We start from the raw sequence: 15,597 nt of genomic DNA, 5'->3' as shown, positions 1-15,597 counted from the left end.
ATTATGTCTACCCCTGCAAACTTCAACGGTGCACGTCCCGTTATTGACGTAAACGATGCCGTTATGCTGCTTATCGATCACCAGAGCGGGCTGTTCCAGACCGTAGGAGACATGCCAATGCCTGAGCTGCGCGCCCGTGCAGCAGCGCTGGCAAAAATCGCCTCGCTGGCGAAGATCCCGGTGATCACCACGGCGTCGGTTCCACAGGGACCGAACGGCCCGCTTATCCCGGAGATCCACGCCAACGCGCCGCACGCACAGTATGTGGCACGCAAGGGTGAGATCAACGCCTGGGATAACCCGGAGTTCGTGGCGGCGGTGAAAGCCACCGGGCGCAAAACGCTGATTATCGCGGGGACGATCACCAGCGTCTGCATGGCCTTCCCGTCCATCAGCGCGGTGGCGGACGGATATAAAGTGTTTGCGGTGATTGATGCCTCCGGCACCTACAGCAAAATGGCGCAGGAGATCACCCTGGCGCGCGTGGTGCAGGCAGGCGTGGTGCCGATGGACACGGCTGCTGTTGCTTCCGAAATTCAGCGCACGTGGAACCGTGAAGATGCGGGTGAATGGGCTGAGGTGTACACACACATCTTCCCGGCCTACCAGCTGCTGATCGAAAGCTACAGCAAAGCGCAGGACGTGGTGAAAAATAGCGAAGTGCTCGATTCGCAGCGTTAATCCTGCGCGCTGCGACATAAGCTGATTAAGGCTTAACCGAACAAGCACGAATGCTGAAAATCTGCTTGACCGTTTTAGCGCAACTCCCTATAGTAGCGCCCCGTTGCCCCCCAAGCGGTCAGGCAGCAAAACAATATGGTGAGGTGTCCGAGTGGCTGAAGGAGCACGCCTGGAAAGTGTGTATACGGCAACGTATCGGGGGTTCGAATCCCCCCCTCACCGCCATATTTGAAGAAGAGCTCGCATGAAAATGCGGGCTTTTTTTTTCGCATGTTGCACGCCTTTGGGGGGGATGAGAACCCCCGACCGGGGTTCGACAACTGGCGGCAGCCAGTTGGACAGACTGAGAGCATAGCGAACAGGCTGCCCGCAGGGCGAGCGAAGCGAGTCAATCCCCCCCGGTGCGACACGAGCTGCCTCACCTACAAAAAAAAGCCCGTACAAAAGCACGGGCCTGTCTCAACCATTCCTCAGCTATTCAGCTTTCCAGCCGGTTGCTTTCCCTCGGGAGCAAGTCTCTGGCCAATATTCAAACCCGCTTCATCCTTACGCTCCTCCAGCCAGTAATCCGCATTTTTAATCCCCAGCCGAACCGGGTCAAAGTGTGGATCCAACCCCTGTGCATTCTGGATTTCATAATCCTTCAGGCTGGCAAACGCTTTTTTATGCAACAGAACGATGGCAATAATGTTGAGCCATGCCATCAGCCCTACGCCGATATCCCCTAATCCCCAGGCCAGATCCGCGGTGCGTACCGTGCCATATACCGTCGAAGCCATCAGACACAGCTTGAGCAGGAACGTCAGCCACGGGCGATGAATCTTACGGTTGATGTAGGCGATATTCGTTTCAGCGATGTAGTAGTAAGCAATGATCGTGGTGAAGGCAAAGAAGAACAGCGCGATGGCAACAAAGTAATTACCGAAGCCCGGCATCATACTTTCCATTGCCGTCTGGACATATCCCGGTCCTGCGGCCACGCCTGCTATTCCGGTATAGAGCGCTGCGCCGTCGACGCCCTGCACGTTATACAGCCCGGTGATCAACAGCATAAACCCGGTCGCGGAGCAGACAAACAGCGTGTCGATGTACACGGAGAACGCCTGAACCAGCCCCTGTTTCACCGGATGGCTTACGGCCGCCGCCGAGGAGGCATGTGGCCCGGTACCCTGCGCCGCCTCGTTGGAATAGACGCCACGCTTCACGCCCCACATGATGGCCTGGCCCAGAATAGCGCCAAACCCAGCTTCAAGGCCAAAAGCACTTTTCCAGATCAGCAATATAACTGAAGGAAGCTGATCAATATTGATAGCGATAATCACGCACGCGACAATAATATAGCCGAGCGCCATAAACGGAACCACCATGCTGCTAAAGCTGGCAATCCTTTTTACGCCGCCAAAAATAATAAAACTCAACAGCACAGCAAGTAACGCCGCCGTGACATTTGGGCTCAGACCAAAGGCAATATCCAGGCTCGCACCAATAGAGTTTGCCTGCACACCTGGCAGTAATAATCCGCAGGAGAAAATCGTTACGATGGCAAATAACCATGCGTACCACTTCACGCCTAACCCTTTCTCAATATAAAAGGCAGGACCACCACGATATTCGCCGTTAATTTTCTCTTTATAAACCTGACCTAACGTGGATTCGACAAAAGCAGAGCTTGCCCCCAAAAATGCCACTATCCACATCCAGAAAAGCGCACCGGGTCCACCAAAGGTAATGGCGGTCGCTACACCGGCAATATTCCCTGTCCCCACGCGGCCCGCCAGCGTCATCGTCAGCGCCTGAAACGACGACACGCCTGCCTCGGTAGGACGCCCCTGAAACATCAGGGTAATCATAAGTTTTATATGCCGTAATTGCAGAAAGCGACTACGCAGCGAGAAATAGAGGCCGACACCCAGACATAAAAATATTAACGCCGGGCTCCAGATAACACCATTAATTGCACTAACCAGTTCGTTCATGTATGACCCTTAGCGTGATGTTCCAGAGGAAACGATCCCCTGGCGAGTTTCTTTTTAGAATTTTGTCTGAACAAGTACGAAACATAGATAATTACCCAAAAGACACCAACTTAATTTTTACTGCTTAGTCATGTTCTGTGACAACATTCACGTTTAATTTTAAACCAATAATTAGCATGATCATTATATTCATAGATATTTTGTGGGTATTATAAATACATATCACATTTTCGTGACCTGTATAAAAAGCGTTCGCAGCAAATTAACAGTAATATTATTATTACCGCAAAACGGGGCGTAAATCCTGTTGAATGCTATAGGAAATAAATATGATTTAAAAAAGCCACGCGTGCAGAGGGAATAAAGGAAGCTTCCCGGCATAACGCCGGGAAGAAATGACTTAAAATGTGAAATGATCTTAGTCGGAGTACACTTCCAGCGTTCGTTGGCACAGCGCTGAGCGGACGCAGTCCTCTTTTGTGAAGCGGACCACCCCTATCATCTCATCTTCCTCAAAACGTGACATGGCATCGCTCAGGCCGGACTTCACGCCCGACGGCAGGTCACACTGGGTAATATCGCCGTTGACGATAACCGTCACGTTCTCCCCGAGGCGCGTTAAAAACATCTTCATTTGCGCAGCGGTCACATTCTGAGCCTCGTCAAGAATAACGACCGCATTTTCAAATGTACGTCCGCGCATATAGGCGAACGGCGCGATTTCCACCTTGCCAATCTCTGGTCGCAGGCAGTACTGCATAAAGGAAGCGCCCAACCGCTTCACCAGCACGTCATAGACGGGCCTGAAGTACGGGGCAAACTTCTCGGAAATATCGCCGGGCAGGAAGCCCAGATCTTCATCCGCTTGCAGTACCGGACGGGTAACGATGATCCTTTCCACGTCCTTATGAATCAGCGCCTCCGCCGCTTTGGCGGCGCTGATCCAGGTTTTCCCGCATCCGGCTTCCCCGGTTGCAAAGATGAGCTGTTTACTCTCGATAGCATTCAGGTAGTGCGCCTGAGCTTCATTCCGCGCCACAATTGGCGATGCATCGCGGCTGTCCCGCGCCATGCCAATGGATTCTACGCCGCTCATCTGCACAAGCGAGGTGACCGATTCTTCTTCACGCTGCTTATGGCTACGTGAATCCCGTCTCAGCACACGTTTTGCTTCACGACGAGCTTTGATCACTGCTTTCTGTCTTCCCATGGATAGCACCTTGAGTTGTTGGTATTCATCACACGCGCCAGCATCGGCACGATTATGCGCACGAACATCAGAGGGTTGGCTTCCTTGTAAGCCATTGCTTGCATTACCGGATGACGATATACAACGGCTACGCGCACCGTTATGCACGTCGGTAGAAAAAGGTTCTTGAGGTGAAGGAGAGAATTTGGTGGTGAAGAAATCGCTGCCGGAGTCTGAGCCTCCGCGCCGGGTACTGCGGTTGATGTGTTTACCTTGTCCAGTACAGGACGCAACCATTCGCGATCTCCATAGTGAGTTAGCATCACTGCCGGGAACTACCGCTGTCTTCTCTTAAGTACATCAGGAATTATCATAAATGCAACATTTATTTTACCTGAATGCAACTTTTAGGACTGCCCCTACATGGAAAATCAGTCTTATATAGAAATATTACAGAAATATAACAATAAGATAGTCCTTCGAAAAAATAATGTCCCCGCGAACTGTCGCAGGGACGATTATCAGGCTTCTATCAGACCCTGAGCGAGCCAGGCGTTCGCGTTACGCGCGCCGGGCAGGGCAAAGAAATAGCCGCCGCCGATGGGCTTAATATATTCCTCCAGCGCTTCGCCGTTGAGCCGCTTCTGCACGGTGAGGAATCCCTTCTCCAGATCGTGCTGATAGCAGACAAACAGCAGTCCCATATCAAGCTGACCGGAGTTGGTCACCCCCAGCGAGTAGCTGTAGCCCCTGCGCATCATGAGGCTGGATTGCGTCTCTTTGGTGCGAGGATTGGCGAGGCGAATATGGCTGTCCAGCGCGATGACATCCCCGTTCGGATCGCGGGCGTAGTTGGGTTCATCGTGCTCGTGCTTCATGCCGAGCGGTGCGCCGGTTTGCTTATCGCGACCGAAGATAGTTTGCTGCTCTTTCAGCGGCGTGCGGTCCCAGAACTCCACGTGGAACTGAATGATACGCACCGCCTGATAGGTGCCTCCGACCGCCCAAGCCGGTTCGCCCTGATCCGCCGTCACCCATACCACGTTCTTCATCAACGCGGTATTGCTGCTGTCCGGGTTGGCGGTGCCGTCTTTGAAGCCCAGCAGGTTGACCGGCGTCTCTTTCCCTTTACTGCGCGCGGCGTGGTCAGAGATAAAACCTTCCCGCTTCCAGCGCACGCTCAGCAGATCCGGGGTGTGCTTGATAATATCGCGCAGGGCATGGATCACCGTATCCTGGGTATTAGCGCAGATCTGCAACAGCAGATCGCCGTGGCACAGCGCCGCGTCAAGAGAATCATTCGGGAATCGCGTCATTTTTTGCAGCGCTTTCGGCTTCTGCTTCGCCAGTCCGTAGCGATCATCAAACAGCGATTCCCCCACCGACACGGTGATGGTCAGATTATCGGGAGCGATAAACGCGCCGAGGATGCCGGAATCCATCGGCGGCAGGCGCGGATTCGGTGTTTCCGGTGCGGGACCGCCGGCGGTGAGGAAGGCAATACGCGTGGTCAACAGCCTGAACAGACGCTCAAGGTCGGCTTTATCACTCGCCAGCGAATCGAAAGCCACCAGCATCATCGAGGCCTGCTGCGGCGTCAGGATCCCCGCCTGGTGCTCACCATAAAACGGCTGCGTTTCCATACGCGCATCCGGGGAGAGCGTGCCAGGGGCGCTTTGCGGTTTTGCCGCATGCGCCACCGGACAGCCTCCCGCCAGGGCAAACGCGCCGCCCAGCGCCCCTACCCCTTTTAACAACCGACGTCGGGAAGGTTCCGCCACGTCGTATTCGTCATGCTTGTTCATCGCTTAATCCAGACCCAGTACGCCACGCAGCAGGGAGAGATCTTCCGCCAGGGTGGTTATCGGGCCTTTCAGCGCGTTACGGTCAGCATCGGTCAGCTTGTCGTAGGTTTCGAACCCGTCTTTGGTGCGGTATTTCGCCAGGATAGCGTCAACTTTCTTAAAGTTGGCATCCACTTTCGCCAGCAGCTCGCCGTTCTCTTTTTGCAGCTGAGGCCGCAGCAGATCGACAATTTTCTGTGCGCCGTCGACGTTCGCCTGGAAGTCCCACAGGTCGGTGTGGCTGTAACGATCTTCTTCACCGCTGATTTTGCTGGCGGCCACTTCTTCAATCAGGCCCGCTGCGCCACCCACCACTTTCGACGGTGGGAATGCCAGCTCGCTGATGCGTTTTTGCAGCTCCAGCACGTCGCTGTTGAGCTGCTCGGCGTATTTCTCCATCCCACTGGTGGAGTTATCGCCAAACAGGGCTTTTTCCAGACGGTGGAAGCCGGTGAATTTCGGATCGGCGGCCTTCTGCTCGTAGTCGTCTTCACGGGCGTCAATGCTGCCATCGAGGTCAGAGAACAGTTCGGCAATCGGCTCAATGCGCTCGTAGTGCTGACGGGTAGGCGCATACAGGGATTTCGCTTTTTCGATGTCGCCCGCTTTCACCGCGTCGGTAAAGGCTTTGGTGCCTGCCACCAGGTCCGCTGTCTCTTTGGTGACGTAGGCTTTATAGGCGGTAATGGCGTCGCCGAGGCTCAGCAGCGCCGTGCCTTTGGCCGCATCCGCCGTCGCTGCGCCTTTGACGATCAGCTTACCTTTCGGGTTAGTCAGCAGGCCGCAGGTCATGTCATATTCCCCGGGCTGAAGATTTGCGGTCATCTTCTGGCTGAAGCCCGGCGCGATATTCTCGCGCTCTTCCACCACCATCACGCCTTTCAGGATTTCCCACTCCAGCGCCTTCTGGCTGTGGTTCTGAATAATAAACTGCGTTTTACCGCTGTTAACCGTGATGGTCATCGGCTCGCACTGTTTATCGTTGACGGTGACTTTTACCTGCGGAATATCTGCCGCCTGAGCGGTGAAGGCAGACACGAACAGCGCGGCAATGCCTGCGCATAACGCACTACGACGGAACTGAATGGCCATGACTCTTCCCTTTAAAAGTATGTTGTAACTAAAACAGCACTTACGGCGCTACGCGCGACGTCTGCGAGCCGGTACGCGGCGGCATAGCGAACAGGATCAGCGCCGGAACCAGATAGATAAAGTACATCGCCACTTCGCTGACGCTCGGCGTTTCCTGGTAGCCGAAGATCCCTTCGAGCAGGGTACCGGTCAGTGAATGGGTCGACAGGACGTTGCTGAGATCGAACGCCACGTCCTGGAAGTGGTTCCACAGACCCGCTTCGTGGAAGGCGCGGATCGCCCCTGCCGCCAGCCCTGCGGCCACCAGCAGAATAAACAGGCTGGTCCACTTGAAGAACGCGCCCAGGTTAAGACGAATGCCGCCCCAGTAGAGCAGGAAGCCAAGCACAACCGCCGTGGCCAGCCCGAGCACCGCGCCCAGCGGCGGCCAGATGCCCACGTCCTGCTGAAAAGCCGCGAGCAGGAAGAACACAGACTCCAGGCCTTCACGCGCCACGGCGAAAAAGACCATCATGATCAGCGCCCAGCCGTGGTGGTTGCCTTTTTGCAGGGCGTTATCCACCGCCTGCTCAAGCTGTACCTTCACGTTACGGGAGACCTTGCGCATCCAGAACACCATCCAGGTGAGGATCACCACCGCAATCACGGCGACGATCCCTTCAAACAGCTCCTGCTCTTTCTGCGGGAACTCCCCGGTGGTTTCGTTGATGAGGATACCGAGGCCCAGGCAGAGCGCCGCAGCAAGGAAAACCCCAACCCACATGACGCCAATCCAGCGTCCGCGCTGGGTACGCTTCAGATAACTGGCGATAAGGCTAACAATCAGGGCCGCTTCAAGGCCTTCACGTAACATAATGAGAAAAGGAACAAACATGCCGACACCTTAAATGTTTATCGCGGTCAACTGATGCAAAGAAAGGTAAATTCTTGTGATAGTGATTATCATTACGGCAACAAGAAAAACAAGCGAAATGTGTTGCGTTTTGATGACCAGATGTAAACGCATTGCGGAGTAATAATTGCCTGAGTAACCGTTACGTTTATAAGGTATAACGAAAATGCCCATTTACGGTTAACCGGGGCTGTGGCTAAATGTCCCCCTCGAAAACCAACTGAAAATAAGCCATGTTTAAAATTGTCCATTTCCTGCTGGCGCTGGTGATTATTCTTGCGCTCGCCTGGCTGGTGAGTTTCGACCGCCGAAAAATTCGTATTCGTTTCGTTTTACAGCTGATCGTGATCGAAATCGCGCTGGCGTTCTTTTTCCTCCACGCAGAAAGCGGCCTGTTTATTATTAAATACGTCTCCGGTTTCTTTGAGTCGCTGCTTAAATTCGCTGCCGAAGGGACGAATTTTGTCTTTGGCGGGATGGGGGAAAAAGGGCTGGCGTTCATTTTCCTTGGCGTGCTCTGCCCCATTATTTTTATCTCGGCACTGATTGGTATTCTTCAGCACTGGCGTATTCTGCCGATCTTTATTCGGGTGATCGGGACGCTGCTGTCAAAACTGAACGGCATGGGCAAGCTGGAATCCTTTAACGCGGTGAGTTCGCTGATCCTCGGTCAGTCGGAAAACTTCATTGCCTACAAAGGCGTGCTGGGCGATCTCTCCTCGCGTCGTCTGTTTACGATGGCTGCCACGGCCATGTCGACGGTTTCGCTGTCGATTGTCGGGGCCTATATGACTATGCTCGACGCCAGGTTTGTCGTCGCGGCGCTGATCCTGAACATGTTCAGCACCTTTATTATTCTTTCGGTCATTAACCCGGTCCGCCCGGAAGCGGAGCCGGATATCAGGCTGGAAAAACTGCACGAATCCCAGAGCTTCTTTGAAATGCTGGGCGAGTATATTCTGGCCGGTTTTAAGGTGGCGATGATTATTCTGGCGATGCTGATTGGCTTTATCGCCCTTATTAGCGCCATTAACGCCCTCTTCTCCGGCATATTTGGCATGAGCTTCCAGCAGATTCTGGGTTATGTGTTTTATCCGCTGGCGTGGCTTATTGGTATTCCGCTGAGCGATGCCTTAAGCGCGGGGAGCATTATGGCAACTAAACTGGTGGCGAATGAATTTGTGGCGATGATCGAGCTGCAAAAAATAGCCCATCAAATGTCACCGCGCGGGCTGGGGATTTTGTCCGTGTTCCTGGTATCGTTCGCTAACTTCGCTTCCATTGGCATTGTGGCGGGGGCAATAAAAGGTCTGAATGAGCAACAGGGTAACGTGGTGTCACGGTTTGGTTTACGCCTTGTATACGGGGCAACGCTGGTAAGCCTGCTGTCGGCGAGCTTTGCGGGGTTGGTGCTGTAAGTTTTGTGCCCGGCGGCGCTTCGCTTGCACGGGCCTACGATACAACAACGGCGGGTTATCCCGCCGTTTTCATTAAAACTGCACGCACACCGGCTGGTCGACCCGCATCACCGACTCCTGCGCGAAGCGTGATTTATAAATTCCGCGCAACGCTTCGATGTTCTTCTCGCTCTGCGCATCTTTACCGTGGATCAGCATCAATGCCTTGCTCGGCTCGCGCGCCACTTTTCCATCATTCCCCAGCCACTGACCGCGCGCATCAAATACCGTTAAACCATCGCGAAAGCGTGGCGTCACGTCCTGGTCGACAAACTGCTGCCATTCGTTGCCTGTGATTTGCGCCCCGGCAGGACGGTTTAAGCCGAAATAAAGCGTGGTCTGCTGCATCTGATTTTCTGCTTTGCAGGTTTCCACCGCCGCGTGCTGTGCGGGTGCGCTACAGCCCGCCAGCATCACGAATGCTGCCACCATTAACCCTGTTTTAATTCTCATTGATGAAGACTCACATAGATGAAAGGACTATCCCCTCTCCCCACCGGGGAGAGGGTTAGGATGAGGGGTAAATTACTCAGCCTGGAGCTTAGACGGCGGCGCTGAGTGATAGTGCGCGTCCGCCTCCGCAAAGCGTTTCTGCATAGACGCAGACGGCGCTTTACCCAGCAGGCTAAACACCACGATACCGAGGCTGCCGAAGATGAAGCCCGGAATGATTTCGTACAGGCCCAGCCACGCGAACTGTTTCCAGACGATAACGGTTACCGCACCGATAATCATCCCCCCCAGCGCGCCGTTGCGGGTCATGCGTGACCACAGTACAGAGAACAGCACCACCGGACCAAATGCCGCACCGAAGCCCGCCCAGGCGTAGCTCACCAGCCCCAGGACGCGGTTTTCCGGGTTTGCCGCCAGCGCAATCGCCACCAGCGCAACCACCAGCACCATAAAGCGCCCTACCCACACCAGCTCTTTCTGGCTCGCGCCCTTACGCAGGAACGCTTTGTAGAGGTCTTCGGTGATGGCGCTGGAGCACACCAGCAGCTGACAGCTCAGGGTGGACATCACCGCCGCGAGGATCGCGGAGAGCAGAATACCGGCAATCCACGGGTTGAACAGGATCTGCGCCAGCTCGATGAATACGCGCTCGGCGTTCTGGTTCACCGCGCCCGCCTGCGCCGGGTTGTTGTTGAAGTACGCGATACCGAAGAAGCCGACCGCACACGCCCCCGCCAGACACAGGATCATCCACGTCATGCTGATGCGACGCGCGTGAACGATGGTGTGGTGAGAATCCGCCGCCATGAAGCGCGCCAGAATGTGCGGCTGGCCGAAGTAGCCCAGGCCCCAGCCCATCAGAGAGACGATGGCGACGAAGTTCAACCCTTTCAGCATATCGACGTTTTCGATGCTCTTCTGCTTGATCACTTCCAGCGATTCGCCAAAGCCGCCGACGGTGAAAATGACAATCACCGGAGTCAGGATCAGGGCGAAGATCATCAGGCTCGCCTGCACGGTATCGGTCCAGCTTACCGCCAGGAATCCGCCCACGAAGGTATAGAGGATGGTTGCTGCGGCGCCGGCCCACAGGGCGGTTTCATAGCTCATGCCGAAGGTGCTTTCGAACAGGCGCGCGCCCGCCACGATGCCGGAGGCACAGTAGATGGTGAAGAACAGCAGGATCACCACCGCGGAGATAATGCGCAGGATACGGCTGTTATCTTCAAAGCGTCCGGTGAAGTAGTCCGGCAGCGTCAGGGCGTTGTTGTTGGCTTCGGTGTGCACGCGCAGACGGCCTGCCACCAGCTTCCAGTTAATCCACGCGCCAACGGTCAGGCCGATGGCGATCCAGCTTTCGGAGATACCGGAGATGAAAATCGCGCCCGGCAGCCCCATCAGCAGCCAGCCGCTCATGTCGGAAGCGCCCGCAGAGAGTGCGGTGACCATCGGGCCTAAGCTGCGCCCGCCGAGGATGTAGTCGTCAAAGTTTTTAGTGGAACGCCATGCCAAAAACCCTATCAGGATCATGCCAAAAATATAAACGAGAAATGTCACCAGCATCGGTGTGCTAATAGCCATTCAAATTCTCCAAAATGTCGAGCGACAACCGTCCGGGTTGCCTTGTTATGTCATCACCGGAACGTAGTGATGTGTGTATGTGTTTCCGTTGGGCGCGCTATCCTGCCGTATACGCATCCCACTGACAAACGATTTAACACTGCATTTACATGAATTTCATCCCTGGTTTTATACGTCTTTCCTATAGGTTGCACTCGCTCACGCTTTTACGGGTTGCACCTTTAAAAAGTGTTAAGCACCGCATAAAAACTGGGCTCAGAAACCGCCGCACGTTCTTTTTCACAGCTAACTAATCGTTAACAATCCATTCATTTTCCAGCTTGCAGACCAGGTCACATTTAACACGGTTGCACAAAGTTGCAACATGGTGGATATTTCACGCTATCAACAGAACGCTATTACAGAACAACAGGAGTTTTGGCATGGGGATGACCACCATGGGGGTTAAGCTGGATGACGCTACCCGCGAACGGATTAAAACCGCTGCGACCCGCATCGACCGCACACCGCACTGGTTAATCAAGCAGGCGATTTTTAACTATCTGGAAAGACTGGAGAGTGAAGAAGGTCTGCCGGAGCTGCCTGCCCTGCTGGCGGGTGCAGCGAACGAAAGCGAAGAGGCCGCGACGGCCGTTGAAGAGAACCACCAGCCGTTCCTGGAATTTGCCGAGCAGATCCTGCCGCAGTCCGTCAGCCGTGCCGCCATTACCGGCGCCTACCGCCGTGCCGAAACCGACGCCGTGCCGATGCTCCTGGAGCAGGCGCGCCTGCCGGAAGCCGTTGCCGCTCAGGCGCACAGCCTCGCGTATCAGCTCGCCGACAAGCTGCGTAACCAGAAAACCGCCAGCGGACGCGCCGGTATGGTGCAGGGTCTGTTGCAGGAGTTCTCCCTCTCCTCGCAGGAAGGCGTGGCGCTGATGTGTCTGGCGGAAGCGCTGCTGCGTATTCCGGATAAAGCCACCCGCGATGCCCTGATCCGCGACAAAATCAGTAACGGCAACTGGCACTCCCACATTGGCCGCAGTCCGTCCCTGTTCGTTAACGCCGCCACCTGGGGCCTGCTGTTTACCGGCAAGCTGGTCTCCACCCATAACGAAGCCAACCTGTCGCGCTCTCTGAACCGCATCATCGGCAAGAGCGGCGAGCCGCTGATCCGCAAGGGTGTGGACATGGCGATGCGCCTGATGGGCGAGCAGTTCGTCACCGGGGAAACCATTGCCGAAGCGCTGGCGAACGCCCGCAAGCTGGAAGACAAAGGCTTCCGCTACTCCTACGACATGCTGGGTGAAGCGGCGCTGACCGCCGCCGACGCGCAGGCCTACATGGTCTCTTACCAGCAGGCGATCCACGCCATCGGTAAAGCGTCCAACGGTCGCGGTATTTATGAAGGTCCGGGCATCTCTATCAAGCTTTCCGCCCTGCACCCGCGCTACAGCCGTGCGCAGTACGACCGGGTGATGGAAGAACTCTACCCGCGCCTGAAGTCCCTGACCCTGCTGGCGCGCCAGTATGACATCGGCATCAACATCGACGCCGAAGAGGCGGACCGTCTGGAGATCTCCCTCGACCTGCTGGAAAAACTGTGCTTCGAGCCGGAGCTGGCGGGCTGGAACGGGATTGGTTTCGTTATCCAGGCCTACCAGAAACGCTGTCCGTTCGTCATTGACTACCTGATTGACCTGGCCAGCCGCAGCCGTCGCCGCCTGATGATCCGTCTGGTGAAGGGCGCCTACTGGGACAGCGAAATCAAACGCGCCCAGATGGAAGGTCTGGAAGGTTATCCGGTCTATACCCGCAAGGTCTATACCGACGTCTCTTACCTCGCCTGCGCGAAAAAACTGCTCGGCGTGCCGAACCTGATTTATCCGCAGTTCGCCACCCACAACGCCCACACTCTGGCGGCGATCTACAGCCTCGCGGGTCAGAACTACTATCCGGGCCAGTACGAGTTCCAGTGCCTGCACGGCATGGGTGAACCGCTGTACGAGCAAGTGACCGGTAAAGTGGCCGACGGCAAGCTGAACCGTCCGTGCCGAATCTATGCCCCGGTAGGTACCCACGAGACCCTGCTGGCCTACCTGGTGCGTCGTCTGCTGGAGAACGGGGCGAACACCTCCTTCGTTAACCGCATCGCCGATACCACCCTGCCGCTGGACGAACTGGTGGCCGATCCGGTGCAGGCCGTTGAGAAGCTGGCGGCGCAGGAAGGCCAGATTGGTCTGCCGCATCCGAAAATTGCCCTGCCGCGCGAGCTGTACGGCGCGGGCCGCGTCAACTCGGCGGGTCTGGATCTGGCGAACGAACACCGTCTGGCGTCGCTCTCTTCCGCCCTGCTTAACAGCGCATTGCAGAAGTGGCAGGCCAGGCCGATCCTTGAGCAGTCCGTTGAGGACGGTGAAATGCAGCCGGTGATCAACCCGGCAGAGCCGAAGGACATCGTCGGCTACGTGCGCGAGGCCACGGAAGCGGAAGTGGAGCAGGCCCTGGAGAGCGCGGTGAACAACGCGCCAATCTGGTTTGCCACCCCGCCGCAGGAGCGTGCCGCCATTCTGGAACGCGCGGCGGTGCTGATGGAAGATCAGATGCAGCAGCTTATCGGCATTCTGGTGCGTGAAGCGGGTAAAACCTTCAGCAACGCCATCGCCGAAGTGCGCGAGGCGGTCGACTTCCTGCACTACTACGCCGGTCAGGTGCGCGATGATTTCGACAACGAAACCCACCGTCCGCTCGGCCCGGTGGTGTGTATCAGCCCGTGGAACTTCCCGCTGGCGATCTTCACCGGCCAGATTGCCGCGGCGCTGGCCGCAGGCAACAGCGTGCTGGCGAAACCGGCAGAGCAGACCCCGCTGATCGCCGCCCAGGGCATTAACATTCTGCTGGAAGCGGGCGTACCGGCGGGCGTGGTGCAGCTGCTGCCAGGGCGCGGTGAAACGGTCGGGGCCAAACTGACCTCCGATAACCGCGTACGCGGCGTGATGTTTACCGGTTCTACCGAAGTGGCCTCCCTGCTACAACGCAACATCGCCACCCGTCTGGATGCGCAGGGCCGTCCTACCCCGCTGATCGCTGAAACCGGCGGCATGAACGCCATGATCGTGGACTCCTCCGCGCTCACCGAGCAGGTCGTCGTTGACGTGCTGGCCTCTGCCTTCGACAGCGCGGGCCAACGCTGTTCCGCCCTGCGCGTACTGTGCTTACAGGATGACGTGGCTGACCACACGCTGAAGATGCTGCGCGGTGCGATGGCGGAATGCCGCATGGGCAACCCGGGCCGTCTCACCACCGACATCGGGCCGGTCATCGACGCGGAAGCCAAAGCCAACATTGAAAACCACATTCAGACCATGCGTGCCAAAGGCCGTCCGGTGTTCCAGGCGGTGCGCGAGAACAGCGAAGATGCCCGCGAGTGGCAGACCGGCACCTTCGTGCCGCCAACGCTGATTGAGCTGGCAAGCTTCGACGAGCTGAAAAAAGAGGTCTTCGGTCCGGTACTGCACGTGGTGCGCTACAACCGTAACAACCTCAACGAGCTGATCGATCAGATCAACGCCTCGGGTTACGGCCTGACGCTTGGCGTGCATACCCGTATCGACGAAACCATTGCCCAGGTGACCGGCAATGCTAAAGTCGGCAACCTGTACGTCAACCGCAACATGGTTGGCGCGGTCGTGGGCGTGCAGCCGTTCGGCGGTGAAGGTCTCTCCGGCACCGGCCCGAAAGCGGGCGGTCCGCTCTATCTGTACCGCCTGCTGGCAAACCGTCCGGAAAATGCGCTGGGCGTGACGCTGGCGCGTCAGGACGCGGAATATCCGGTGGATGCGCAGGTGAAAGCCGTGCTGACCCAGCCGCTGGACGCGCTGATTAAGTGGGCTGAAAATCGTCCCGAGCTGCATGCGATTGCACAGCAGTACGGCGAGCTGGCGCAGGCGGGAACACAGCGTCTGCTGCCGGGTCCTACCGGTGAGCGCAACACCTGGACGCTGATGCCGCGCGAGCGTGTGCTGTGCGTGGCGGATAACGAGCAGGACGCGCTGGTGCAGCTGGCAGCCGCAACGGCAACGGGCTGTGAGGTGCTGTGGCCGGAAGATGCCCTGCATCGCGACCTCGCCAAACAGCTGCCAAAAGCGGTCTCGGCCCGCATTCGCTTTGCGAAAGCCGATGCCCTGCTGACCCAGCCGTTTGACGCGGTGATCTACCACGGTGATTCTGACCAGCTGCGCGAACTGTGCGAGCAGGTGGCGGCCCGCAGCGGCGCGATTGTCTCGGTGCAGGGCTTCGCCCGCGGGGAGACCAACCTGCTGCTGGAGCGCCTGTACGTTGAGCGCTCGCTCAGCGTTAACACCGCGGCGGCGGGCGGTAACGCCAGCCTGATGACAATCGGTTAATCGTGTAAACTCTCCCCGGTGACGCTACGCTTACCGGGGCGACAAAA

At 56.7% G+C, this 15,597-nt stretch carries 10 protein-coding genes and 1 tRNA gene; 4 read left to right on the top strand and 7 right to left on the bottom strand.

Annotation, left to right across the window (positions count from 1 at the left end; all coding sequences use genetic code 11):
- Positions 1 to 3: 3 nt before the first annotated feature.
- Both L379_RS14400 and L379_RS14405 read left to right on the top strand, forming a co-directional pair.
- On the top strand, positions 4 to 681 hold the full coding sequence (locus tag L379_RS14400; RefSeq protein WP_003858068.1) for an isochorismatase family protein: 678 nt from the start codon (positions 4 to 6) through the stop codon (positions 679 to 681).
- A 137-nt stretch (positions 682 to 818) separates the two neighbouring features.
- Positions 819 to 906 (top strand) — tRNA-Ser (locus tag L379_RS14405).
- Positions 907 to 1,151: 245 nt separating this feature from the next.
- Here L379_RS14405 and L379_RS14410 read toward each other — a convergent pair.
- From L379_RS14410 to efeU, 5 genes are all read right to left on the bottom strand, one after another.
- Positions 1,152 to 2,657 carry an alanine/glycine:cation symporter family protein gene (locus L379_RS14410; protein WP_017384761.1) on the bottom strand — a complete coding sequence of 502 codons (1,506 nt, stop codon included), beginning with the start codon at positions 2,655 to 2,657 and terminating at the stop codon, positions 1,152 to 1,154.
- A gap of 418 nt (positions 2,658 to 3,075) precedes the next feature.
- Positions 3,076 to 3,867, bottom strand: coding sequence for a phosphate starvation-inducible protein PhoH (gene phoH / locus L379_RS14415; protein WP_017384762.1), 792 nt, complete (start codon positions 3,865 to 3,867; stop codon positions 3,076 to 3,078).
- A 500-nt stretch (positions 3,868 to 4,367) separates the two neighbouring features.
- On the bottom strand, positions 4,368 to 5,651 hold the full coding sequence (gene efeB, locus L379_RS14420) for an iron uptake transporter deferrochelatase/peroxidase subunit (protein WP_032619947.1): 1,284 nt from the start codon (positions 5,649 to 5,651) through the stop codon (positions 4,368 to 4,370).
- 3 nt (positions 5,652 to 5,654) lie between these two features.
- Positions 5,655 to 6,782, bottom strand: coding sequence for an iron uptake system protein EfeO (gene efeO / locus L379_RS14425; RefSeq protein WP_023303411.1), 1,128 nt, complete (start codon positions 6,780 to 6,782; stop codon positions 5,655 to 5,657).
- A 40-nt stretch (positions 6,783 to 6,822) separates the two neighbouring features.
- Positions 6,823 to 7,656: an iron uptake transporter permease EfeU gene (efeU, locus tag L379_RS14430; protein WP_017384765.1), complete on the bottom strand. Its 834-nt coding sequence runs from the start codon at positions 7,654 to 7,656 to the stop codon at positions 6,823 to 6,825.
- Between the two features lie 251 nt (positions 7,657 to 7,907).
- On the opposite strand from efeU, the gene L379_RS14435 reads away from it, so the two are divergent.
- Entirely contained in the window at positions 7,908 to 9,092 is a 1,185-nt protein-coding gene (locus L379_RS14435; RefSeq protein ID WP_015570861.1) for a NupC/NupG family nucleoside CNT transporter, read from the top strand.
- A gap of 72 nt (positions 9,093 to 9,164) precedes the next feature.
- Here L379_RS14435 and L379_RS14440 read toward each other — a convergent pair whose 3' ends face one another.
- Entirely contained in the window at positions 9,165 to 9,584 is a 420-nt protein-coding gene (locus L379_RS14440; RefSeq protein ID WP_023296292.1) for a DUF3574 domain-containing protein, read from the bottom strand.
- Positions 9,585 to 9,656: 72 nt separating this feature from the next.
- On the bottom strand, positions 9,657 to 11,165 hold the full coding sequence (gene putP / locus L379_RS14445) for a sodium/proline symporter PutP (protein ID WP_032653192.1): 1,509 nt from the start codon (positions 11,163 to 11,165) through the stop codon (positions 9,657 to 9,659).
- 422 nt (positions 11,166 to 11,587) lie between these two features.
- On the opposite strand from putP, the gene putA reads away from it, so the two are divergent.
- On the top strand, positions 11,588 to 15,550 hold the full coding sequence (gene putA / locus L379_RS14450) for a trifunctional transcriptional regulator/proline dehydrogenase/L-glutamate gamma-semialdehyde dehydrogenase (protein ID WP_032653190.1): 3,963 nt from the start codon (positions 11,588 to 11,590) through the stop codon (positions 15,548 to 15,550).
- Positions 15,551 to 15,597: the final 47 nt, after the last annotated feature.

Origin of the sequence: Enterobacter sp. MGH 33 (genome assembly GCF_000534535.1) — a bacterium.
Lineage (GTDB): Bacteria > Pseudomonadota > Gammaproteobacteria > Enterobacterales > Enterobacteriaceae > Enterobacter > Enterobacter hormaechei_C.
This window is presented reverse-complemented; position numbering and strand designations above follow the sequence as displayed.

Coding starts and splice junctions, on each gene's coding strand:
- efeB (WP_032619947.1), bottom strand. CDS start 5,651: ATGAACAAGCATGACGAATACGACGTGGCGGAACCTTCCCGACGTCGG.
- putP (WP_032653192.1), bottom strand. CDS start 11,165: ATGGCTATTAGCACACCGATGCTGGTGACATTTCTCGTTTATATTTTT.
- putA (WP_032653190.1), top strand. CDS start 11,588: ATGGGGATGACCACCATGGGGGTTAAGCTGGATGACGCTACCCGCGAA.
- L379_RS14440 (WP_023296292.1), bottom strand. CDS start 9,584: ATGAGAATTAAAACAGGGTTAATGGTGGCAGCATTCGTGATGCTGGCG.
- L379_RS14410 (WP_017384761.1), bottom strand. CDS start 2,657: ATGAACGAACTGGTTAGTGCAATTAATGGTGTTATCTGGAGCCCGGCG.
- phoH (WP_017384762.1), bottom strand. CDS start 3,867: ATGGGAAGACAGAAAGCAGTGATCAAAGCTCGTCGTGAAGCAAAACGT.
- L379_RS14435 (WP_015570861.1), top strand. CDS start 7,908: ATGTTTAAAATTGTCCATTTCCTGCTGGCGCTGGTGATTATTCTTGCG.
- efeO (WP_023303411.1), bottom strand. CDS start 6,782: ATGGCCATTCAGTTCCGTCGTAGTGCGTTATGCGCAGGCATTGCCGCG.
- L379_RS14400 (WP_003858068.1), top strand. CDS start 4: ATGTCTACCCCTGCAAACTTCAACGGTGCACGTCCCGTTATTGACGTA.
- efeU (WP_017384765.1), bottom strand. CDS start 7,656: ATGTTTGTTCCTTTTCTCATTATGTTACGTGAAGGCCTTGAAGCGGCC.